A 21,381-nucleotide genomic window follows, 5' to 3' on the forward strand; every position below is an offset into this window, starting at 1 on the left:
CCCGGCGCCAGGGGTGCCGGGAGGTATAGTGAGCATCCTTGAGATCAGTAACCTGTCTCTGTCGTTTGGTGGTGTGAAGGCGCTGCAGGACGTGAGTTTCCGGGTGCCTGAAAACACGGTAACAACCATTATCGGCCCGAACGGCGCCGGCAAAACATCGCTGTTCAACTGCATCTCCGGCTTCTACAAACCCCAGCAGGGCACCATCCGCTATCAAGGGCAGCCGCTGCCGGGCAGTATCAAGCCGCCGAAACGGGCAGCATTGGGCCTTGCCCGAACCTTCCAGAACATTGCCCTGTTCCGGGGTATGACCGTCCTGGACAATATCAAGCTGGGCGCCCACGTGCACATGAAGAGCGGACTGCTCAGTGCGCTGGCCTATTTTGGCCCGGCCCGGCGTGAGGAAATGGCCGTCCGTAAGGATGTGGAAGAGCGCATCATCGATTTCCTCGAGATAGACCACATCCGTCGCCAGCCGGTTGCGAGCCTTTCCTACGGCCTTCAGAAGCGGGTTGAGCTGGCCCGGGCGCTGGCCATGCAGCCGAAAGTCTTGATGCTGGATGAGCCGGTGGCGGGTATGAACCGGGAGGAAAAGGAAGACATGGCCCGCTTCATTCTCGATATTCGGGAAGAGTGGGGTGTCACCGTGCTGATGGTGGAGCACGACATGGGCATGGTCATGGATATTTCCGATCACATCGCGGTGCTCAACTTTGGTCAGGTCATCACTGAAGGCCTGCCTGCGGACGTTCAGAACAACCCCGAGGTTATCAAGGCTTACCTGGGCAACAGTGATATCGAGAGCCTTCGCAAAAAGCTCAATGCCGAGGGGGAGGCCGCCTGATGGATTGGTTGTTCTTCGGCGAAATCAGCCTGGCAGGCCTTGCCATGGGCGGCCTTTACGCCCTCATCGCCCTGGGCTTTGTGATCATCTATAAAGCGACGAGGGTGATCAATTTCGCCATCGGCGAGATCATGATGTTCGCGGCCTACCTGTTCCTGGCGTTTGCCGGTGGCATGGAAATGTCGCCCTGGATTGCCCTTCCGCTGGCTGTCATCGGCGGCAGTATTCTCGGTGGCGTCATTGAAAAGACCATGATCCGGCCGATGCTGGGCGAGTCGCCGATTTCAGTGGTGATGGTGACCATCGGCATTGCGAGCATCCTGGTGGGTCTGGTGGAGTTCGTCTGGACGGCGGATCCGCAGTTGCTACCCAATTTCCTGCCTCGCGAGCCGGTGTTTATTGGCGAGCTGTACCTGGCCCCAAAAATTGCCTACGGCTTTCTTATCGGGTCGGCCCTGCTGATCGTCTACCTGCTGTATTTCCGGTTCTCCCGGGGTGGCGTGGCCCTGCGAGCCACCGCCTCAGATCAGGCGGCAGCCTATTCCATGGGCATCAATGTGCGCCGGGTGTTCAACATGGCGTGGGTGTTTGGCTCTCTTGCGGCATCCCTGGCAGGTGTGCTGGTGGCGGCCACCGGGGGGCTCAGCCCGCAGTTCGGGATCATTGGCCTGAGTGTTCTTGTGGTGGTGATCGTAGGCGGCCTGGACAGTATTCTCGGCGCCCTGGTGGCCGGCGTGTTCATCGGCTGGCTGGAGACGGTAGCTGGCGCCTATCTGGGCGGTGAATACCGGATGCCGGCCACCTTCCTGGTGCTGGCGATCATCCTGGTGATTCGCCCCTACGGCCTGTTCGGCACCCACGAAATAGAGCGAGTGTAAGATGCGCATCGGTGACGCAAAACAGAGTTACGAGGCCGATGAGGCAATCTGGACCAGCCAGACCCAGAAACTGTGGCTGGGATTCTTCCTGCTGATCTTGCTGGTATTCCCTTTTGTGGTGGACTCCTATCTGCTGTACCTGGGGTGCCTGGTGGGCATCGCGGTGATCAGTACTACCGGTCTCAACATCCTGACCGGTTTTACCGGATTGATCTCCCTTGGGCAGGCCGGGTTTATGGGTGTTGGCGCCTACACCGTTGCCTGGCTGTCGATTAACACCGCATTGCCTTTTCCGGTGACCCTGGTTTTGGCCGGCCTCATGGCAGCCGCCGTCGGTATCCTCGTAGGCCTGCCCTCGCTTCGCGTCAAAGGTCTGTATCTGGCCATCGCGACTCTCGCGGCCAGCGTGTTCCTGCATTTCATCTTCGCCGAGTGGGAATCGGTAACCGGCGGGATGGGTGGCTTGAGCCTGGAACCGGCGCACCTGTTCGGTCTGACCTTCCAGAGCGATTTCATGATGTATTTTATCATCGTGCCTCTGGCGGTGTTGATGGTGCTGGCGGCCCGCAACGTGTTCAGAACCCGGATTGGCCGGGCCTTTATCGCCATTCGTGACCGGGATATATCCGCCGAGATTCTCGGGATCAACCTGCTGCGTTACAAGCTGATGTCGTTTGCGCTCAGCTCGTTCTATGCCGGGATCGCCGGCGGCCTGTTCGCCTATTTCTATCGGGTGGTCACGCCAGAGAGCTTTCCGCTTTCCATGTCCATTTTCTATCTGGCGGCCGTGATCGTCGGCGGTATGGGGAACTTGCTGGGTGGCATTCTTGGCGCCGCCTTTATGACCCTGGTGCCGGAAGCCCTGAAGCTGCTTACCGCGGCGCTGACGCCCTTCTATCCGAATGCGCCGGTGTTCATGTCGCCGATGCTGGAAATCATCTTTGGCGCCCTGATCGTGGGCTTTCTGATCTTCGAGCCCCACGGCCTGGCGGAGATCTGGCACCGGATCCGTCGCTTCTTCCGCCTGTGGCCGTTCAGGAATTAATCGTGTTTCAACGGGTTCTCTACCTGGAACCCATGCACCACCAACAACAAGAAGCAGCAAGGAGAAGAAACATGTTCAGAAACATCCTCGAAAAAGGTCGCCGGCTTGCCGGGCTTGGTAGCCTGGTCGCTGCACTGACAGTTGCTGCCCCGGCGATGGCTCAGGACAAAGAGCCCATCGTGTTCGGTGGCTCCATACCGCTTTCCGGTGTCTTTGCCTTTGCCGGTATTCACCTCCATGCCGGTCTCACCGACTACACCGATTGGATCAACAGCCAGGGCGGCATCAATGGTCATCCCGTGGAATACGTCATGGAAGACACTGCCTATGAGGTGGACCGTTCGGTCGCGGCTTTCAAGAAGATCTCCGGCAGCAGCTCGCCGGCCACCTATTACGGCGACAGCACCGGTTTCATGAAGGCCATCGCCTCGGAGCTCAACAGCCAGGGCAACACGCTTATGAGCGGCGCGTCCTTCGCTACCGTGCTGACCGACAACGAAACCTATCCGTACCAGTTCATTCCGGGGCCGAACTACAGCCAGATGTTCGGCATCATCCTCGAGTACATCGCATCCCAGGGTGAAGGCGGCGATATGCCGAACGTGGCGTTTGTCTACAGCGATACCGAATTTGGCAAGGACCCGATAGAGAATGGCAAGGCCCGCGCTGCCGAGCTGGGCATCGAAGTGGTGGAAGAAATTGTCACCAAGCCCGGCAGTGTCGACGTCTCTGCCGAGGTGCTGAAACTGCGTCGGGTGCGTCCCGATTACGTGGTCTTCCACGGTTATGTGCTGTCACCGATCAACGAATTCATGGTGCAGATGCGCCAGATGGGCCTGGATACCCAGTTCATGGGTACTTTCTGGTCCTCCGACAAGCTGATCATCGACAAGATGGGCGCGGATGCGGATGGATACATGGGTGTGATGCCCTACAACTACTACGACAGCGAGGAGGGTGGCCCGATGCTGGAAGCCCTGAGGGCCCAGGCCGAGAAGAGCGATCCGGAGGCCGGATACCGCCCCACCGGTTACATACAGGGCTGGTTTAACGCCATGGTCTGGACCGAAGTGATCAAGCGCACCCTGGATGCTGGCAAGGAGCTGAACGCGGATAACATGGCTGAGGCGTTGGCTTCCATCAAGGACTGGGACACCGGCGGCATTATTGGTATTCCTGTTACTGCGAAGAACATGTCGTTCCCGGTCGGTCGTATCTGGCGGGTCAATGCCGACGAAGGCCGCTATGAGCCCGTGTCGGACTGGATCCACCTCGACTGAGGGGCTGTATGGAAGCCTTACTGGAAATCGATAATATCGAGGTGGTCTACAACAAGTCAGTGCAGGTCCTTCGGGGCCTGTCACTGCGGGTGCCGAAGGGGGCCATTGTGGCGCTCCTCGGCTCCAACGGTGCTGGTAAATCCACCACCCTCAAAAGCGTCTCAGGGCTGCTGACCCTGGAAGACGGAGAGGTCACTGCCGGCGAAGTACGCTTCAGGAGTAAGGATGTAAAAGGTGTTCCGCCGGAGCGGCTTGTGCGCGACGGACTCTTTCATGTCATGGAAGGCCGACGAGTGTTCGAGGACCTCACGGTTGAGGAGAACCTGATTGCCGCCACCTACGCGCTCAGTGGCAGTAAGCCGTCCCTGAGTGACAGCTATGAGCTGGTTTATAACTATTTCCCGAGACTGAAGGAGCGCCGCAAGCAGTTGGCCGGTTACCTCTCCGGCGGCGAGCAGCAGATGTTGGCCCTGGGTCGGGCGCTGATTGCACAGCCGGACCTGATCATGCTGGATGAGCCGTCCCTTGGCCTGGCGCCGCTGCTGGTGGAAGAGATCTTTACCATCGTGGCCAGAATCAACCGGGAGCAGGGGACTGCCATTCTTCTGGTGGAACAGAATGCCGCGGTGTCACTGGCGATTGCGTCCTACGGTTACATCATGGAAAACGGCAAGATCGTGATCGATGGCCCGGCAGAAAAACTCACTGCGAATGAAGATGTTCAGGAATTCTATCTGGGTGTGGGTGGCAAGGAAGGTGAGGCCCGCAGTTATCGAGACATCAAGCACTACAAACGCCGTAAACGGTGGCTGTCATGACAATGCCTTCCATCCCTGACCTCACGCTGACACAGATGCTCCGGGCACACGCCCGGGAGCGGCCGGACGCCCTGGCCCTTCGCCAGAAGGACTTCGGTATCTGGCAGGCCTATTCCTGGCAGGATTATTACCGGCGGGCCCGGCACTTCGGGCTAGGGCTGCGTGCCATGGGGCTCGAACCGGGTGGCCACGTGGCCATTATCTCGGAAAACCGGGTGGAGTGGGTCATCGGCCAGATGGGCATCGGCCTGGTGCAGGGCATCTGTGTCGGGGTCTATCCCACCAGCCCCTGGAACGAAGTGGCTTATGTTCTGGAGCACAGCGACGCGGAATTTGTGATCTGCGAAGATCAGGAACAGACCGACAAGGTGCTGGAGGCCTGGCCAGATTTGCCCAAGCTGAAACACTGCATTGCCATCGATATGAAGGGCCTGCGCTATTACCCGGAGCCGCCGTCGGCATTCGAGGATATCGAGGCGAGGGGCCGGGAATTCGAAACGCAGCATCCCAACCTGGTGGATGAATTGCTGGACAGCCAGCAAATGGATGACACCGCCCTGATGATCTATACCTCCGGGTCCACCGGCCGACCCAAGGGGGCAATGATCAGCTGGCACAACCTTCATGCCGCGGCGCCGGGGCTTATTGAGCTGTTGCAGGCGGACGAACACGGCTCGAGCCTTTCCTATCTGCCGCTTTGCCACGTTGCAGAGCAGGCCTTTACCAACATTGCACCGGTCTATGTGGGCAGTACGGTCAGCTTCGGCGAGAGCCTGCGGACCATTCAGGAGGATTTGCGGGAGATTGCGCCGACCTTTTTCCTGGGGGTGCCGAGGATATGGGAGAAACTGCACTCGTCCATCTACATCAAGATTCAGGAGACCGGGCGTTTGCGGCAGGCATTGTTCAAATGGGCAATCCGGGTGTGTTCGCCTATGGCCACGAAACCCCGCGCAGACTGGAACCTGAAGGAGAAATGCCTGTATGGCATCAGTTACTGGCTTGTGTTGCGCGCCTTGCAGAATTTTATCGGCCTGCGCCGATGCAGTATTGCGCTCACCGGGGCAGCCCCTATATCAACCGGCATACTGGAGTTCTTCCGGACCATCGGCATTCCCCTGGTAGAAGTATACGGCCAGACGGAAAGCACCGGCGTTGCCACGGCGCAACCCGTTGATGACGTGCGCTTGGGAACCGTGGGTGTGCCTGTGTCCGGGGTTGAGGTAACGCTTGGGGAGCACAACGAGATCATCATGCGCGGTGGCAGCATGTTCAAGGGATATTACAAGAACGACGAGGCCACGGCTTCAACTTTGAAGGATGGCTGGCTGCACACCGGTGACGTGGGTGAATGGCGGGATGGCCAGCTAAAGATCGTCGACCGTCTGAAAGACATCATGATCACCGCCGGCGGCAAGAATCTTTCACCAACGGAAATCGAAAACACCATCAAGGCCAGTCCCTATATCAAGGAATGCATTGTGATCGGTGAGGCCAGAAAATATGTGTCTGCGCTGATCCAGATTGATTTCGATACGGTGGCAAAGTGGGCAGAGCAGGAGCGCATTGCCTACACCACCTTCCGGAGCCTGACCGAGCAGCCGCAGGTGAATGACCTCATCCAGGCAGAAGTAAACAAGGGCAACGAGCAGCTACCACAGGTGGCGCAGATCAAACGCTTCCACTTGCTGACGAAGGAACTGGACCACGACGATGACGAGGTAACGGCGACCATGAAAGTCCGCCGGAGCAATATCTACGAGAAATATACCGAGGTGATCGAGTCGCTTTACGCCTGACAGCGAGGCGCCTAGAAACGGGCGCCCTCTTCCACCCGGATTCGTTCCATGTACTGGGTCAGGGCGGCGTTAATGAGTGCCAGAACCAGGAACAGCAGGATACCCTTGGGCACCAGGGCGTGAATTTCCGGGTTGGGCGCGGTGCTGGCGGTTACCAGGATCAGGCCCAGAATGTTGCGGGCCAGGCGCATGGTGAGCATGGCGCACAAATACCCGGACTGGAAAGCCGATTCTGCCCCCCTGAGCAGACGGCCGAAGGCCGGCATCAGGTGCACGGTGTTAAACAACAGGACAGAAAAAATAACTAATTGAAGAACACTGTAAATGGTCATGACCAGAGACTACCCAACGACAACAGTACTGGTTGAAAACCTTCGAAATTATCCCTGATTGGACAGATTTAATCCAGTTCAGGCCCGTGCCGGTTAATAACTGCCGTTCAGAAGGTCGTGGTAGTCACTCTGAAATCTCTGGAAACTCAGATAGTTATTCCTGTGGTCTACCAGATTTGCCGAATTGAATGCTTCTACAAAGGCCCGGGACTCTCCGGTGCTGATCTCACCATAGGATCCGCCATCCCAGTCAAGCACCTGCACCATTTCCAGTAATACCGTCATCGCAAGGGCGCCATTGGCCTTTTCCAGGTAGCGGTAGGCTAGCCCGTAATGCTCGAACCGATAGGGGAAGTTTGCAGTGTCACCGGGAGTCACGTCCCAGAGAGGATCGTAGTCATAGTGCTGATAGACCTCGGCAATTGGCTCTCCTGCCACAACAACGGCCTGTCCCTCTGCAAACCAATAAGGCAGCAGACTGTAACTGGCGTCATACCGTGACAGGTTTTGCTGTACGAAATGGGCCAGTTCGTGGGCGACGGTGTTTCCCGTCTCGTAGGGCCACTGGCCGTAGTAAGGATTGAACGCCACGGCGGCCATCGAGGCAGACACAAACTCGCTGTGCGACACCTCCGGGCTGAGGCAACCGATTACCTGGCGGGGATAGGCAACTGCGGCGCTGCGGTCCTGGACAAATTCGGACCAGCGCAACTGGAACCGGGCCAGTACGCCGTCGATTCGACGCTCAAGCTCTGAAGCCGCGGCCCGGAACGAGGTCTCGCTGTAGGCCGGCGAGCCATAGACCCGCACCCGACCGCTATGGGTTTCGAAATACAGAGGTTCATTTTGGCATGCTTCGGTATAGCGGGTGAGTGACCAGGAACTCGTAGGGTAGAGCCTGCCAGTATCCCGTGCGTCGTAGAAAAGCCCGGACACGAAGCCCCCGGAATCCGGGTAATGATGACTGTCAGAGGTGGTGACCTTGCACCCGGTCAATGCGAGCAAGAGAACACCGAGTATCAGCATGGCTTTGATGGTTGCCATAAACGACTCCGAATCTATCCTGTTATTCAGGATCATCGCAGGGTTTTCGGGAAGGCTCCGTCAACGGGGTGTAAAAATCAGGTAAAGCGAGCTAGCGTGTTGATGCATATGGATGAGAGGGAACGGATACATGGATTACATCGCTCCTGTCAGCAGCGCCATCATGGCGGTCGTCTGGATTGTCTACTTCCAGCTGTTTTTCCTGCAGTACAAACGAAATAATCGCCCATACCTTATTATTCATCACGCCCAGAACGAAAACCCGGATGCCCTGTGTCTGCTGGTGAACATGGGCAAGGAAACGGTGCACGTGCAGTGTGTGCAGGTGGTTCTCTACACCCGCGCGGGCGAAGAGAAAATCATGACGGTGACCGACTATCGCCGTGTCGGCGCGGATGATGCCAACGTGCATCAGGTGCTGCGCCAGGGCCCGTTACAGCCCGGTGGGTATCTGGTGCTGGGCTCGTTCAGGAACATCATCCTGGGACGTCGCAGTGAAGAAAGCGAAAGCGATTACCTGTTCGAGGACATCACCGGCGTTGAAATCCGGGCCGCCGTGATCCACGGGCCCACGAAGTATCCGGTGGGTGTACGGCGCAGCTTTTCTCTTAACCACGAGGGTTGGCCCCAGATCTTCCCGCGGAACATTCACAGCGAGCAGCTGGTGCGCCGGAAGGATCGACACCAGGTGAGACGCTGGGTTGAAGAGGAATTGCAGCCCGAGCGCAAGGGCAGTTCTGAGTCCGATAGCTCGGATCAATCGTCAAAATCGGACTGAGGCAGCTATTCAGTTGGGTCCGGGTTGCGTTTCCACTTTTATTTCTTGAGGATGGGCGATCGCTCGCTATTTGCGCAATGGAGGCATTTATGTCACTGAAAGACGAATTGATCAAAAAGGCCGAAACCCAGCTGGAAGAATGGGAAAAGCAAGCCGATTCCCTGAAAGCCAAGGCCAAAGCCAAAGAAGCTGAAGCCGAGAACGAGAAGGCGAGTGCGGATATCCAGCAGAGCGCCTCGGATACGTTGCGTTCGGTTGAAGATAAAATCTCGGATGGCCGCAAGAAACTGGATGAGCTCAAACAGAGCGGTGAAGACAACATCGACAGCCTGCGCGAGCGGCTTTCCGATCTGATTGGCCCTGACAACAAGCGCTAGGCCGCTTGGCTGAGGAGCGGCAGGCTGCGTCTACTGAAACTGGGTGTAGCAGCGCTGTCGTTTGGTTTGCCAGCCCCGCCATTGGGGCTCGCGGTGGTGGAGCTGGTAGCGCTCCATCACCGCCATGAACCTGCCCATGTAATCGCATTGACCTGAAGACGGCAGCCACTCATCAGGGCCGCGGTCATCACGCATTACCCTGTCAGGCTGACTCATTCTGATCTGGTTTTCCGTGTCGTTCAGAAACCGATTCTTCATCGAAGGTGGCCACTGATCGGCGCCGAGCTCCTCTGCAAAGGCCAGAGGAACAACCCGGGTCGTCGCCCAGCTTTCAGAGGCAGACGGTTCCTCCCGCGTCGCGGCCGCCAGTACAATCAGGATTGCTGCGATGAACAGAGCCAGCTTGGTGTCCTTCATGACTCACCTTGCTCGTACGTTGAATACACTAAAACCTACGAGCAGGTTAGGCAAAGAGGTTAACTGGATCCGGGCAAAACTTTGTGACCCGACAACTCCGAATTGCTGCAAGCAACGTACGGTTTAGCTCACCTGTGATGCAGAGAGACTGGTCAGGAGTGTAAACAAGCATGCCCGAGGGTCCCGAAATACGCCGCATGGTCGACGACATCCATAAGGCCGTTGGCGGCAAGACAGCGCAATCGGTGTTCTTTGCCTTTGAGCACCTGAAACCCTTTGAGAGTGCCCTTCGGGGACGCAGAGTTGAGAGGGTGGAAGCGCGGAGTAAAGCCGTGTTGGTATTTTTTGAGGCCACGGATGAAGACGGGCCGTGGTGCGTTTACAGCCATAACCAGCTCTATGGCAAGTGGCGCATGGGCACACCCGATCGGGAGCCGAGCACAAATCGGCAGTTGAGATTTGCCATTATAGGTCCGAAGAAAGCCGCCCGATTATACAGTGCCTCCGACATCCAACTGGTTCGGCCTGATCAATTAAGTGAGGTTCCTTATCTGTCACGGCTCGGGCCGGACCCTCTCAATCAGGATGTCAGCGTCGATCAGCTTCTGGCGGTGTTTGACGACAAGCGTTTCCGGGGCCGGAACCTGGGTGGTTTGCTGCTGGACCAGGCGTTCGTTGCCGGAATCGGTAATTACCTCCGCTCGGAAATCCTCTTTGAAGCGGGTGTCTCACCCCGGGCACGGCCCCGTGATCTGGACGCCGATCAGCAGTCGAAATTGGCCGAGGCCATCCTGACCCTGGTGCAGCGAACCTATCGGTTGAAGGGCATCACCAATCCGCCCGAGCGGGCAGAGCGGCTCAAAAAAGAAGGATGGACGTTCGGGCAGCGCCGACACATGGTGTTCAACCGCGATGGCCAACGCTGCCACGATTGCGCGTCGCCGCTAGTTAAAACCATGATGGCCAGCCGGCGCCTGTATTACTGCCCTGCATGCCAGGGCACGCCGGCTTAGGCGAATTGTTCGGTACAGGCCCGTCCCAGCCGATCGTGGACGGCCAGCCATTGGCTTTCCCTGGGCGGAAGCTCAATCACGATCCGATCGACGTTTGCCTTGTCCATCGAGTGCATGGCGGTGTAGAGCATGCGAGCGTATTCGTTCGGATCGGCGCTGAGCATAATGGCCTCGGATGCCCGCTCGTCTGGGGGCGACTGCCACCAGATCACGCCAATCTTTTCGCCTGCCGATGTAACTTCGGGCAGAAGCCGGGCGAATTGATCCGTGGCCACTCCAACCGTAGGCGTAACAGGCTGGTAGTGGCGCTTTACGCTCCCCGGCACCGCCTGACTGGCGCTTTTGCCCGGGGCGAGCGTGATTCCCAAGCAGGCTTCGATATCGCTCTGTGCGATCTGCCCGGGCCGGGCGATAACTGGCGTGTCGCCGGTGAGGTCGACAATGGTGGATTCAATGCCCACTGAACAGTCCCCGCCATCCAGAACCGCCTCGATCTTTCCGGACAGGCCCGCGAGCACGTGCTCTGCGGTGGTCGGGCTGATCCTGCCATAGGGGTTCGCAGATGGGGCAACCAGATCCCGGCCGAGCTGCTCCATGGTTGCCAGCGTGGCCGGGTGCGCCGGCATCCTGACCGCCACGCCCGGGTTGCCGCCGGTAATGAAATCGCTGACGCCGCTTTTCTTTGGCAGTAGCAGTGTGAGTGGCCCCGGCCAGAATGCCTTGATCAGCTGCCTGGCGGTCTCCGGCAGGTGGTCGACCCAGAGTCTGACCCTGTCAGGTGACGCAACGTGCACGATCAGAGGGTGTCCGACCGGGCGCTGCTTTGCTTCAAACACTTTTCTGACCGCCTGTTCGTTGCTGGCGTCGGCCGCGAGGCCATAGACAGTCTCGGTGGGCACAGCAACGAGATGGCCGGCAAGAAGCAGGCTGGCGGCTTTCTCAACGTCAGCGGATTGGGTCGCGTCTAACTTGATGGTTGCGGGCATAAGGTCTCAGGGTTTACCGATTGGAGTCACAGGCAACAGTTTGCCATTGATTCTGATAAAAACGCTCTATCGAGGTGTGCTCGTCGTTGATCCGGAACAGATACAGCCAGTCGTTACCGATCAAATCCTTTACGACCTTGTGTTTCCGGGCGATCTCGGCAATCGCTTCTTTCGGTGCGGCCAGGTAAACGCTCAGGCGCAGGGGCTCGTGAACCCAACGCTGGCCATCGTGTACCGACTGCAGCGGTAAACCGATTCGCAAATCGCCGCCGTTGCCTTCGAAAACGCCAAGGTGCCCGCCAACCACATTGTGCAGGACCTTGTTGCCACTGCCGTAATGCAGGTTGTCGGTAACGGACATGAAGTACTGCAGGTTGATCCAGTGGGTGACTACCATGGGTGCGGTCATGATCAGTTCGAGGATGCTGAAACCCTCATCCTCGCGCCAGCGGTAGTCGTGCAGGAAGCTGCGGCCACCCAGATCCAGGTGTCGCGTCGCCGAGCGAGGCGCCACGATAAAGCTGGCGTTGCCGGCAAGACCCCATTCCGGGCGCACTTCGGACCAGTCCTGGCTGCGCTTTTTGATGGCGCTGTCAACATCGCTCTCGTTTGCGATACCAAGCCGCAGGGCGCGTTCACGACGTGCCTGGGCGCCGGCATTGGCCAGGAAACCCCGGATCTCGTCGGGAACATCACCTGAGCACTCGACCTCGTCGGTGGTTGTGTTATGCAGTGCCCCCACGAACCGGGTTTCGGAGGGGATCAAAATCCCCTGCTCAGCCAGGGCCGCACGCACGTCCTTGTCGTTCAGGATGCCGGCAAGTACGCGAACATTTACCGAACCGGTCTGTCCGCCGCAGGCGCCGCAGTCGAGGCCCGCTGCATGGGGATTGTTACGCGTACTACTGCCGTGCCCAACAAGGAGAACGGTGGGCGCAAAATCATGAGTCAGGGTCATGGCCCGGAGAATACCCCCGGCCAACTCCGCTTTCTCCGCAGCGCCCAGCAGGGTCCCGTTCTGGCGGATCTCGAACTCGGTCTGTCCCTTATGGAGTTGATCGACCGGGTTATCCGAGGACTTGCCAAAAAAGGTTTTGCGAACCATGCGTCCCAGACCTGCCAGGCCCATGCTCTCGATAAAGCTGAAGCTCGCCGGGCCGGCGTTGGAAAACTGTGACCAGTGGGAGTGGTTGGCTAATGACTGCCGGCTGAAACTGCCGGCAGGTTCGGCCTCAGTAACCTCGAGCGCCGGCGCCAGCAAGCCCGGCAATTGCGGCCGGCAAAAGTCGGTGCCCTTGGGACGATACGAAATCGGGAGGCCGAAGAATCCGGCAAACCCGAGGGTCTGGATTGCGGGGTTCTGGGCTTCCAGCGCGCGACGATAGACCTCCGAGCGAACATCAATGCAGAATGCCGCCTGTAGCTTGAGTGGCTGATGCCCTTGCGACTCATTTTCAGGCCTGGTGAGAAGCTTTTCAGCCAGCTGTGCCTGGTAGGCCGACTCAGCCTCTGTTTGCTGGCGCCAGCCTGTGGTTTGAGATTGTTCATGGGTCTGCAGCATCTCTGGCCAGGCGTACCACTGTTTGAGCCACCCCTGTTTCAGTTCGGCGAAGATGGCCCCGCCAACGTGTTGGACGTGCCGCCATATGGCGAGCTCCCAGGCCAGTCGGATGGCCAGTAGACCCGGCAGCAGGTCTTCCTCGTGGCCACTGAGTCGCGCTTGCCACCGCAAGTAGGCGGCCCAGGATGACCAGCCGTTGATATCCAGGAGGAGCGCATGGGCATAATCTGGCGCATAGTCCGGTTGGGATGCCAGGGCTTCGAGGGCATCGGTAATCAGTTTTTCATGCTGATCCGGCAACACCTGAAACTGGGAGGGCAGGGATGGTTCTCCCATAACAATGGCAATGCCGCGGTCAGCCCGGGTCATTTGCAGCCAGCTATGGTAAAGGTCCTGGGCATCCGCCTTGAAATCACCGGCATCCAGACGCTGGAAATAGTCGCCGCAGAACTGGCTTATCTGATGCACAACTTCATCCTGCCAGCCTACCTGATGGGCGGTGTCGCGATTGCGATCCAGCTGGGCGCTCAGGTTCTGCCAGTGTTCGGGCATGCTGGCGGTCTCCGCGGCTGCCGGGCCGTTGCCCTGCCCGGCAAGCGCGGCCTGATTCTGGCAGCAGGTGCCATTGAGTGCCGCCATGCGCGAAGCGACCCTGGTGAATGGCAGGTCCCGCATTTCCCAGAACGGGTTCACGGCGATCATCTGATCCAATGGCCAGGAGGGCGCGATTCGCGCGCAGGCATCGGTGACGGCCGCCTGCCAATCTGGTGTATGAGTGGTTGCTTCGGTGGTGGCATTAAGGTTCGACGCTAACATTATGCGGACTCCCTGGAACCAGAGGTTGAAGACACGCTGACCACGGCTCGCGGCCGCACGACATCAGGCAGTTTGGCAGGCCATATTTTCAGGGTCAGACGGGTGGACCACTCATCGAGGTAGCCCGCGGCGAACAGGAACCGGTAAAGCCTGGCGCCTGCGGGTGAGAAACGGTGGTAGCGAATCTGGTAGTAGCCGCGTACCAGGATTGCGATAAGGGCCGCGACAAAAACCACTTCCAGCAGGCTTGCCTGGCTCTCCGGTGGGGCGAGCACCATGCCGAAGAAGGTTTTCTGAAGCCAGTACAATGCCCAGAAGGCGGCGCCGATAATCAGGCCACGCCCGACCGTTACAACGCCGCCCCCGGCCGACAGGAATTCTGAGAGCAGAATCGTCAGGGCGATGCCCGGGACAAGCCATGAAAACATGTGTGCTGTGCTGGTCTCATTGGACAGAAAAACAGTCGGCAGCATGAACAGGCCGGCCAGGGCGGCAGCGGCCAGCCACTGTTTTGCCCCGGGCTCATTGACGGTAACCAGGCGTTTTTTCATCGACAACTCAACGGTGTTGCCGGCGTTCAGGAAGGTGTGGGCCTTGTAAGCAGAATGGGCAACCAGATGCAGGAGTGCCAGCTCGTACAGCCCCAGAGCGCACTCAACCAGCATCCAGCCCATCTGGGAGCAGGTTGACCAGGCCAGTCTTACCTTGATGGAAATACGGGTCATCATAACAAGGCTGGCAAACACCGCCGTGGGCCCTGCCACTGCAAGCAGCAGCCACTGGGCGGCGCTTACTTCTGAAATGAGCGGTGCCATCAGAATCATCAGGAAACCGCCAAGGTTCACAACGCCAGCGTGAAGCAGGGCAGAAACCGGCGTGGGTGATTCCACCACCTGAATCAGCCAACCGTGGAACGGCATCTGTGCGCATTTGAGCAAAGCAGCCACGGCCATCAAAACCGCAGCGATCTGGGCGCCGGCGGGCACCTCTGTTGCACCGGATACCTGGACCAGAATCCGATCAATAAAGGGCGTGTCGTACTGGACATAAAGCAGAAGGAACGCCAGTGCCAGGCAGAACTCCGCAATTCGCGCAAAGATGAATTTTTTGTGCGCGGCCAGGGCGGCGCGCGGGCGATCAGGAAAGAACATCAGCAACTGGTGCAGGCTTACGCTGATGGCAATCCAGCTGACGAGGAACACCAGCAAATGATTGGTGATGGCGATCATGGCAACGCTGGCGAGGATCACCTGAAGCCAGATCATAAATCGGCGCTGGCCGGGATCCCCCGCAAGATACCTCTCCGAGAAGCGTCCCAGCACCATTCCCAGCAAAGTGATAAGCAGCAACATGATTGAGGCCAGAGGCGCGTGACTGAACCAGACGCCATCGACCGGCCACCACCAACTTCCGATTGCGGCGGCCAAAGCCGATACAAAGGCAAGCTTGAAGGTCAATGACCGTGCGAGAAGGTTGCTCTGGTTGGTTGCCAATCCGGTCGCGACTGCTCCGGCACCGAAAAGCAGCGGTACCAGCAGTGAGAACAAGGATTCGATCGCCTGAACATCGAACATGCGAGGGCCTCGGAATCAGGAGTATTTAATACGCGTAGTATCCGAGGCTTTTGCTGTGAACAAAAATATATATATCCGATCGATTCGTTCGTTATTTAAGAATGATTGCCGGGTATGGAAACTGGGTCAGGTCCTGTAAGAGTCCAATTGAGACTTCAGTTTTTCCGCTAGTTGCTTCAACGTTTCTGCCGCCTCATTGGTTGATGCGGCGTTCTCCTGGCTGCTACCAGCCATTTGCCGAATGTGCTCAAGGCGCTGGTTGATGTCCTCAGAAACCTGGCTCTGCTGCTCGGCGGCGCTTGCCATTTCAATGTTGGTGTCCCGAATGGTTCGAACGCCCTCGCGCAGTGCCTCGATCGCGTTGCCGGTTTCGCGGATCATGTCGTTGGTTTCAGTTGCTAGCTGACTGCCCACCTCAATAACGTCGGTAACACCGGCAACGCCTTCCTGCAGGTGATTGATCTGGTCCTGGATCTCTTTGATGGACTCCTGGGTCCGACGGGCCAGGTTTCTGACTTCGTCTGACACCACCGCAAAACCTCTGCCGTGTTCTCCGGCTCGCGCTGCCTCAATCGCTGCATTAAGCGCCAGGAGATTAGTCTGTTCCGAAATGTTTTCTATGACGGAAAGAATATTGCCGATGTTATCCGATGCAGCTCTCAGCGAAGCACTGGTTTGCACTGAGCTCTGGTTGTTGTCGAGCTGGCTCTGTATTTTCGCCGTGGTTTTGGCAATGAGCGATTGGCCACTTTCGGCCAGACCATCCGCCTCTTTGGCAATGTTTTCAGCCCTGGAGGCGCTTTCGGCAACAGTTTGAGCGGTTGCTGTCATCTCATTCATGGCGGTTGCAACCTGCTCGGTCTCCTCGGTTTGTTGCGAGACGACGGTGGCGGAGTCTGATGCTATGCCCCTTAGACTCGACGAGGCCTCAAGCAGGCTTTCCGAGGATCTTTTGGTTTCTGAAATTGTAGTTTGTAACCGGTCTAGCAAGCGATCGAAGCCTTGGGCCATGACGTCCAATTCGCTCTTGCCGGTTGCATTGAACCTCACCGTCAGGTCGCCTTCGCCGCTGGCAATGTCGTTGATGGCATCGATCATTTTTTGGAGAGGTCGAGCCACAACCAGTTGTGCCAGGGCACTCAGGCAGCCGATCAGCACCAGTCCGCCGATCAAAATTGCCATGACCGTCTTGATGGTCTGATTGCGAACCATGGCTGCCACTTCGTCTTCCGAGTAGCCGGTGATAATCTGGTACCCCCAGGCATCGAACGCAGTACGTGCAAGGTTCCAGTCTTCCGGCTCAGATTCCAGCAGGTTTTGCAGTGGATCGGACTCAATGGAGCTGGAGTGCATGCGCAGTCGATTCTTGTCGTCCACCAGGGCGAGAAATCCTCTTTCCAGCAGGCTGGATGAGGTGATGGCCGCTTCAAGTTCTTCAAGGTCCGCTGAATAGCCCACATACCAGATGCCGATAATCTGGTTTGAGGCGTTACGGATCGGGCTGTACGCGGTGAGGTAGGGGTTGCCGAGGATATCGACCTGCCCGAAGTAAGCTTCGCCTCGGCTGATGGCCTGCCCGGCGGCGCCCGCCATATTCAGCTTGGTACCGATGGCACGGGATCCATCATCTTTCTTGACGTTCGTGGAAACCCTCACGAAGTCCTGCCCGTCGCGAACGAAGAGTGTGGCTGTGCCGTCCATGACCTGGGTAATCCCGTCCACCAGATCAAAATTGTTGTTGATCATGGTGTCGCCCAGAAACAGTGCTGGCGCCGATTTGCCTGCGACGGGTTCCGTTCCCTGAACCCTGGCGGTTCCCATTTGCTGACCACGCTCAATCAGCAGATTCAGAGAATTCTTCACCCGTTTTGACATGAGCTCGTCGGTGATGGAGAGCATTCCGGTGATCTCCTCGACAAGATCACTCTGCCTTTCAGCGACGTCTGCCGTGATCGTTTTCTGCGTGTTCAAAGCGATCACAATGCTTGCGAGCAATGCGATGACCAGCAGAACAACGGCAATCGAGACGATGAACAGTTTTCTAATAGACATTCTGATTCCCCAGAATCTATAAGCCGGACGGAGTATTGGAGCACGCAAACCACTGCGATCTTTTTTTATATCGGCCAGGATCGGTGCTTCGTTAATCATTATTTCGTCATTCGTGAATGATTCCAGAAATTACGACGCGTATGTGCTGCCAAGAGAGCAGAAATGTCGCTCCGGAGGCACAGGCCTGGCTGCGGGTTTGTAAAACCTTCTTGCAATCACCATATTTCGGCGTCCACGAAATGATCCATCGATGGAGCTCGAGCTCATCGTTCAATGGGCATTCCCGGACGACGCGTGCAAGAAGTGAAAACCGGAAAAGACCGAGGCAAAGAATTGGATTGTGAAAAAAAGGGCGCTTTCCTGGCTCGAAGGAAAAAGCACTCGACCCTGACCGCTGGGGTTTATTACCCGAAACCCGAAGCCATTGCGGCCGACTACTGGGGTGTCTTTGTTGATAATACGCCCTACATACTATTGGTGCCTGACGAAGATCGCAGTGCTCGCGAAAAGGCCGAGCGGCTGGCTGAATCAGCTAACTTCCGAACGTTGCTTGAAGCAACCCTGACAGCCTGTGAGCGGATTGAGGCGAAACCTGTTGATGGCCGCGCTGTGGATTGGGCCGAAAAGCTCACCGTGATCAGCGCCAGTCGCTCCGGAGACGTTGAGACGGGAACAAGAGAAATCGGCGAGATCAGGGCAATCCTGATGCCCGGTTGTCATCAGGCCGTGGCAGACACCCTGTGCATCGACGATACGCTGGCGACTGTGATCGATTCGAAATTTCCGCGAGTTTCGAATTTTGACGATCTTCCAGAACTTTCGGATCGAGACGTGAAAATGTCGCTGGGTAACCTGGAAGCCCGCAAGCATCCACGAGGTGGTCACTAGGGGCAGGTGCTCGCCGGGATTTCCGGAGTTTCCTGGAGGGGAATTGCGCAATCTTCCGGCAATGCGTCGGTCAGCTGCATCAGCAGATCTGTTGTGTGGCTCATCTGCTCGCTGAGTTGACTGTAATCAGTGCTCTGCTGATTCTCTGACTGCTGAGCGGCAAGCTGGTACTGCTTTTCGAGGATCAGGTCCTGCAGGAATCTTATTTGCCGGGCAGTCAGAATTACCGGTCGACTGTTGTCGCTCATTGTTTGGCCTTTTAGTCTGTATTAAATAGAAATGAGGGTAGGCTTACGGTGGTTTGCTTGCTATGGATCTGACGTTCCCGTGTTACATCAATGATCACGCTATTCCAGCATATGTCTCCGTTTTCACGCTGTTTGGGAGTGCCGGTACCACTCAGTCATTTCACAACACCGGATGCTGACTTGATCCGCCACTCGTGCCTCCAGAAGGTCATGGTTTCCGCAGCACCAGGAATCGACCGGGCCAGTCCCTCGACATTTTCAGGCATCATCATTTCCCACAGTGGGTCTGAACTCATCGGAATTCCAATTATTAGGAGTCCTAATTTAAGATAGGGGGTTGGCGCCTGATTTTCCAAGAGGGCGTGGTGAAGTGTAGGAAAAGATTGACGATTTCGATGCCGTTTTATGCCAGGGAAATGCGGTAACGAGTGACGCCAGCTTCTTCTTCTCTGGTCCATTCAATCCGGTGGCCGGTGATATCACAGAGGGCCTGAAGGTCCTTTCGGCCGGTGGGGTCATCTGCCAGGAAATCGACCAGTGTTCCGCCGGGCAGGTCTTTGGTCCGTTTTTTGAAGCGCAGGATGGGGAGAGGACATACCAGACCGACGGCGTCGATCTGGTATACCTCGGACTGATCAGTCAAGGCGAACGCTCTCTGCGCTGGTTTGTTCCGCCGACGACCAGCCAAATTGGTTCAGCACCATTGGTGCAGCCGTGGCAATGAGCAGGGCCGCGATAAAAGCCGAAATCATTACCTTCACGACGAACCTCCTTTGCCTTGTTTGGCTTCAACCTCAGCGACCCACAGATCGTGGTGTTGACGAGCCCATTCGAGATCAACCTGGCCGTTACCCATAGCGTCGAAGGCACCTTCCATGCCGACCGAGCCGATGTAGATGTGGGCAATGATGGCCAGCATCATCACGAACGCCACGATAGAGTGCCAGATGTTGGCATACTGCATCTCTTCGTGCGGCGTCAGCACTGTCGGCAAATCCGTTCCCAAAACAGTGTTCACGACGCCAAACGTCTTGGCAAACATTGGAATTTCAAACGGAAACAACAATGACAGGCCCGACAACGAGACTGAAAAACCCAGCAACATCACGGTCCAGAAAACAATTTTCTGACCGGCGTTGAACTTCCTCGCTGACGGATGGGCGTTGGTGAAGATGCCGCCGCCCACTTTGAGCCACTGCCAATCGAGCTTGTTGGGGATGTTGTGCGCCACCCACATGAAGAAGGTCATCACCAGCCCCAACATAAAGGCCCACGCAATGTTGTTGTGAAGCCATTTGGAGCCGGCAGCCAGAGTGGCAAAGGCCTCGGGCCCCATAACCGGAATGAGGAAACTGCGACCCATCAAGGTGATTAACCCCGTTATAGCTAATGCGACAAACGAGCCCGCCAACAGCCAGTGACCAAATCGTTCGATGGCTTTGAATCGTTCAACCGTGGTGCCCGCAGGGCCGCCTGTGATTTTGATTCTTCCGCGCACAAAATAGAACACTGCCAGTAGCGCAATGATAGCCAGGATTGCACTGCCACCGTAAGTGATGACCGGCCCCTCTCGTAACTTGTACCAGGGTATGCCTCCGTCCTGGATCAGGACGTCAGCGGCAGGCCCCCGGGCCTGGGTACTGGGGTCAATCTTGTTGTATCGAATGGCACGATAGATGTCGGAATCCGAGCGCCCTCCCAGGGTGCCGAGTCGACCACTGATCGGTGCCGCATTGGCAGGATTACCCAGGTTTTCCGAGCGAAAAGACTCGTCAATTTCCAACTGTTTTTGACGAGCCAGGATGTCTTCCAGGGTTTGAGCACCCCCGGTAGACGTGCGATCAACCGCGGGGGCCTCTTGCGCCCAGACAGGATTAAACACCAGTGTCGCCAGTGCAAGGACGACAGCACCTAACAACTTACGCTTCATGCGAGCACCCCAAAAGAATCAAGAAGAAGAGTTCGTTGCCGCCATGAGTTTTGCGGGGCCCGGGGGGCCCCGAAACTCATGGCGGGCTTAAGGGACCTTCTTCCCATAGGCCGTGCCCCATCCCCAGGCGCCGGAACCGAAACCACGGCTCACCACACGCTGGCGATAGATGTCTGCCACCTCGCTGCCATCACCGGCCAGCAGCGCTTTGGTCGAGCACATTTCGGCACAGATTGGCAGCTTGCCCTCGGCAATGCGGTTGCGGCCGTACTTGGTGAACTCAGCTGTTGAATTGTCTTCTTCAGGGCCGCCTGCACAGAACGTGCATTTGTCCATCTTGCCCCGGCTGCCAAAGTTGCCCGCCTGGGGGAACTGAGGCGCACCGAAGGGGCAGGCATAAAAACAATACCCACAACCAATACACAGATCCTTGGAGTGCAACACGATACCGTCTTCGGTCTGGTAGAAGACATCCACAGGGCAAACGGCCATACAAGGCGCGTCTGAACAGTGCATGCAAGCTACCGAGATCGAGCGTTCGCCAGGCTTACCATCTCCGATGGTCACCACGCGCCGGCGGTTGATACCCCAGGGGACTTCATTCTCATTCTTACAGGCCGTTACGCAAGCATTACATTCGATGCAGCGTTCGGCATCGACCAGGAATTTTGCGCGTGCTTTTCCCTCAAGTGCCATGATTT

At 57.3% G+C, this 21,381-nt stretch carries 23 protein-coding genes; 10 read left to right on the top strand and 13 right to left on the bottom strand.

The features are described from left to right. Positions 1–28: 28 nt before the first annotated feature. The 6 genes from MDHKLMBL_RS07680 (at position 29) to MDHKLMBL_RS07705 (ending at position 6,664) form a co-directional block, all read left to right on the top strand. The gene (locus tag MDHKLMBL_RS07680; protein WP_104270507.1) at positions 29–844 is read left to right on the top strand and encodes an ABC transporter ATP-binding protein; all 816 of its coding nucleotides are present in this window, start codon (positions 29–31) and stop codon (positions 842–844) included. Beyond that, positions 844–1,722, top strand: a complete 879-nt coding sequence (locus tag MDHKLMBL_RS07685; protein ID WP_104270508.1) for a branched-chain amino acid ABC transporter permease — start codon at positions 844–846, stop codon at positions 1,720–1,722. The genes MDHKLMBL_RS07680 and MDHKLMBL_RS07685 overlap by 1 nt, the downstream gene beginning before the upstream one ends. A 1-nt stretch (position 1,723) precedes the next feature. Further along, positions 1,724–2,767 carry a branched-chain amino acid ABC transporter permease gene (locus MDHKLMBL_RS07690; protein WP_014579205.1) on the top strand — a complete coding sequence of 348 codons (1,044 nt, stop codon included), beginning with the start codon at positions 1,724–1,726 and terminating at the stop codon, positions 2,765–2,767. Positions 2,768–2,838: 71 nt separating this feature from the next. Then, positions 2,839–4,047 carry an ABC transporter substrate-binding protein gene (locus tag MDHKLMBL_RS07695; protein ID WP_104270509.1) on the top strand — a complete coding sequence of 403 codons (1,209 nt, stop codon included), beginning with the start codon at positions 2,839–2,841 and terminating at the stop codon, positions 4,045–4,047. Between the two features lie 8 nt (positions 4,048–4,055). Next, positions 4,056–4,865, top strand: coding sequence for an ABC transporter ATP-binding protein (locus tag MDHKLMBL_RS07700; protein ID WP_053113832.1), 810 nt, complete (start codon positions 4,056–4,058; stop codon positions 4,863–4,865). Next, positions 4,862–6,664 carry an AMP-dependent synthetase/ligase gene (locus tag MDHKLMBL_RS07705; RefSeq protein WP_104270510.1) on the top strand — a complete coding sequence of 601 codons (1,803 nt, stop codon included), beginning with the start codon at positions 4,862–4,864 and terminating at the stop codon, positions 6,662–6,664. Before MDHKLMBL_RS07700 ends, MDHKLMBL_RS07705 begins: the two co-directional genes overlap by 4 nt. Positions 6,665–6,675: 11 nt before the next feature. On the opposite strand, the gene MDHKLMBL_RS07710 is transcribed toward MDHKLMBL_RS07705, so the two are convergent. Together MDHKLMBL_RS07710 and MDHKLMBL_RS07715 are read right to left on the bottom strand one after the other, a co-directional pair. Next, complete coding sequence (locus tag MDHKLMBL_RS07710; RefSeq protein ID WP_014579209.1) at positions 6,676–6,996, bottom strand: hypothetical protein; 321 nt, start codon at positions 6,994–6,996, stop codon at positions 6,676–6,678. Positions 6,997–7,089: 93 nt separating this feature from the next. Beyond that, the gene (locus tag MDHKLMBL_RS07715; RefSeq protein WP_141201903.1) at positions 7,090–8,040 is read right to left on the bottom strand and encodes a hypothetical protein; all 951 of its coding nucleotides are present in this window, start codon (positions 8,038–8,040) and stop codon (positions 7,090–7,092) included. A 130-nt stretch (positions 8,041–8,170) separates the two neighbouring features. On the opposite strand from MDHKLMBL_RS07715, the gene MDHKLMBL_RS07720 reads away from it, so the two are divergent. Together MDHKLMBL_RS07720 and MDHKLMBL_RS07725 are read left to right on the top strand one after the other, a co-directional pair. Then, positions 8,171–8,818 carry a hypothetical protein gene (locus tag MDHKLMBL_RS07720; RefSeq protein WP_104270511.1) on the top strand — a complete coding sequence of 216 codons (648 nt, stop codon included), beginning with the start codon at positions 8,171–8,173 and terminating at the stop codon, positions 8,816–8,818. 89 nt (positions 8,819–8,907) lie between these two features. Then, positions 8,908–9,195: a hypothetical protein gene (locus MDHKLMBL_RS07725; protein ID WP_167450393.1), complete on the top strand. Its 288-nt coding sequence runs from the start codon at positions 8,908–8,910 to the stop codon at positions 9,193–9,195. Between the two features lie 30 nt (positions 9,196–9,225). Here the strand turns inward: MDHKLMBL_RS07725 and MDHKLMBL_RS07730 are convergent, their stop codons facing one another. After that, complete coding sequence (locus MDHKLMBL_RS07730; RefSeq protein WP_104270513.1) at positions 9,226–9,612, bottom strand: hypothetical protein; 387 nt, start codon at positions 9,610–9,612, stop codon at positions 9,226–9,228. A 170-nt stretch (positions 9,613–9,782) separates the two neighbouring features. On the opposite strand from MDHKLMBL_RS07730, the gene nei reads away from it, so the two are divergent. Beyond that, complete coding sequence (gene nei / locus MDHKLMBL_RS07735; RefSeq protein WP_104270514.1) at positions 9,783–10,625, top strand: endonuclease VIII; 843 nt, start codon at positions 9,783–9,785, stop codon at positions 10,623–10,625. On the opposite strand, the gene MDHKLMBL_RS07740 is transcribed toward nei, so the two are convergent. The 4 genes from MDHKLMBL_RS07740 to MDHKLMBL_RS07755 all read right to left on the bottom strand — a co-directional run bounded on the left by MDHKLMBL_RS07740 (position 10,622) and on the right by MDHKLMBL_RS07755 (position 17,614). Continuing rightward, entirely contained in the window at positions 10,622–11,611 is a 990-nt protein-coding gene (locus tag MDHKLMBL_RS07740; RefSeq protein ID WP_008177259.1) for an L-threonylcarbamoyladenylate synthase, read from the bottom strand. The two genes, nei and MDHKLMBL_RS07740, sit on opposite strands and share 4 nt — an antisense overlap. Positions 11,612–11,624: 13 nt before the next feature. Then, positions 11,625–13,988 carry a YbcC family protein gene (locus MDHKLMBL_RS07745; protein ID WP_104270515.1) on the bottom strand — a complete coding sequence of 788 codons (2,364 nt, stop codon included), beginning with the start codon at positions 13,986–13,988 and terminating at the stop codon, positions 11,625–11,627. Continuing rightward, complete coding sequence (locus tag MDHKLMBL_RS07750; protein ID WP_104270516.1) at positions 13,988–15,562, bottom strand: NADH-quinone oxidoreductase subunit L; 1,575 nt, start codon at positions 15,560–15,562, stop codon at positions 13,988–13,990. The genes MDHKLMBL_RS07745 and MDHKLMBL_RS07750 overlap by 1 nt, the downstream gene beginning before the upstream one ends. A gap of 126 nt (positions 15,563–15,688) precedes the next feature. Further along, positions 15,689–17,614 (bottom strand): methyl-accepting chemotaxis protein, encoded by a 1,926-nt coding sequence (locus tag MDHKLMBL_RS07755; protein WP_104270517.1) that lies wholly within the window; start codon positions 17,612–17,614, stop codon positions 15,689–15,691. A gap of 333 nt (positions 17,615–17,947) precedes the next feature. Here MDHKLMBL_RS07755 and MDHKLMBL_RS07760 point away from each other — a divergent pair, with 333 nt between their 5' ends. After that, positions 17,948–18,502: a hypothetical protein gene (locus tag MDHKLMBL_RS07760; protein ID WP_241956195.1), complete on the top strand. Its 555-nt coding sequence runs from the start codon at positions 17,948–17,950 to the stop codon at positions 18,500–18,502. Here the strand turns inward: MDHKLMBL_RS07760 and MDHKLMBL_RS07765 are convergent. From MDHKLMBL_RS07765 to fdh3B, 6 genes are all read right to left on the bottom strand, one after another. Beyond that, positions 18,499–18,750 (bottom strand): hypothetical protein, encoded by a 252-nt coding sequence (locus tag MDHKLMBL_RS07765; protein WP_008177267.1) that lies wholly within the window; start codon positions 18,748–18,750, stop codon positions 18,499–18,501. The two genes, MDHKLMBL_RS07760 and MDHKLMBL_RS07765, sit on opposite strands and share 4 nt — an antisense overlap. A 155-nt stretch (positions 18,751–18,905) precedes the next feature. Then, positions 18,906–19,046 carry a hypothetical protein gene (locus MDHKLMBL_RS20890; protein WP_008177269.1) on the bottom strand — a complete coding sequence of 47 codons (141 nt, stop codon included), beginning with the start codon at positions 19,044–19,046 and terminating at the stop codon, positions 18,906–18,908. A gap of 107 nt (positions 19,047–19,153) precedes the next feature. After that, the gene (locus MDHKLMBL_RS07770) at positions 19,154–19,393 is read right to left on the bottom strand and encodes a sulfurtransferase TusA family protein (RefSeq protein WP_053113861.1); all 240 of its coding nucleotides are present in this window, start codon (positions 19,391–19,393) and stop codon (positions 19,154–19,156) included. Next, positions 19,386–19,511, bottom strand: a complete 126-nt coding sequence (locus tag MDHKLMBL_RS21280; RefSeq protein WP_264752631.1) for a hypothetical protein — start codon at positions 19,509–19,511, stop codon at positions 19,386–19,388. The genes MDHKLMBL_RS07770 and MDHKLMBL_RS21280 overlap by 8 nt, the downstream gene beginning before the upstream one ends. Then, positions 19,508–20,680, bottom strand: a complete 1,173-nt coding sequence (locus MDHKLMBL_RS07775) for a formate dehydrogenase subunit gamma (RefSeq protein WP_008177275.1) — start codon at positions 20,678–20,680, stop codon at positions 19,508–19,510. Before MDHKLMBL_RS07775 ends, MDHKLMBL_RS21280 begins: the two co-directional genes overlap by 4 nt. A gap of 87 nt (positions 20,681–20,767) precedes the next feature. Continuing rightward, on the bottom strand, positions 20,768–21,376 hold the full coding sequence (gene fdh3B / locus MDHKLMBL_RS07780; protein WP_008177277.1) for a formate dehydrogenase FDH3 subunit beta: 609 nt from the start codon (positions 21,374–21,376) through the stop codon (positions 20,768–20,770). Positions 21,377–21,381 lie beyond the last annotated feature (5 nt).

It is taken from the genome of Marinobacter flavimaris (assembly GCF_002933295.1).
GTDB classification, from domain to species: Bacteria; Pseudomonadota; Gammaproteobacteria; order Pseudomonadales; family Oleiphilaceae; genus Marinobacter; species Marinobacter flavimaris.